This window comes from Treponema sp. OMZ 840 (assembly GCF_050937815.1).
GTDB lineage: Bacteria > Spirochaetota > Spirochaetia > Treponematales > Treponemataceae > Treponema_C.
Genome location: NZ_JACDIJ010000045.1, coordinates 1 through 577, shown reverse-complemented (window position 1 = coordinate 577; position 577 = coordinate 1). Strand labels below are relative to the sequence as shown.

Annotated in this window: 1 pseudogene; it reads right to left on the bottom strand. The window is 53.2% G+C overall.

What is annotated here, in order from left to right:
* Nucleotides 1-577 (bottom strand): annotated as a pseudogene (locus H0R92_RS14045) (hypothetical protein); the annotation flags it as partial.

The following is a 577-nucleotide window of genomic DNA, read 5'->3' as shown; positions in this document are numbered from 1 at the left end:
ACCTGCGCCCGTGCCCGTAACCTTCCATACCGCAGCTTTATCTGCCGCATTCTGTCCTGCAGCGTAGGCATCACCGTTCAAAAGGCAAACCGCTTTGAGCCAGACAGAGCTTCCCGTATCCAGTTCCGTTTCGGTGCGGGTAGCTTCGTTAAGAGCTTTGTTTATTGTCCATAAGGCACCTTTTTTTTGGGAGGAGTTGCTGTTGGCTATTGTTCCTACGGCATAAAAGGCGGAAGGCGAGGCGCACAGGCCGAAAGCTTCCGAACCTTTCTCCCCTGCCGCGCTTGTATGCAGGTGGGCACTAGGCACCGTTGCCGTGTCCGTTATATTGGCAATGGCAGCTTCCACTTTTCCGCCTTTGTTCAGCTTTCCCGCCATGTAGAGGGAAGTTCCGTCGGTTAAAATTGCCTTTGCTCCGAGCCATTGCATAGAGCCTCCCCAGTACAGGGTGTCTTCTTTCCATACACGGGCACGGGAGGAGGTTCCTTTTTGTTGATCCCCTGCACTGTAAAGCGTTCCGTCTTTAAGGGTAAGGGAACGTGCTTCTCCTGAAGTCATTTCCGAAGCCATAGGCAGT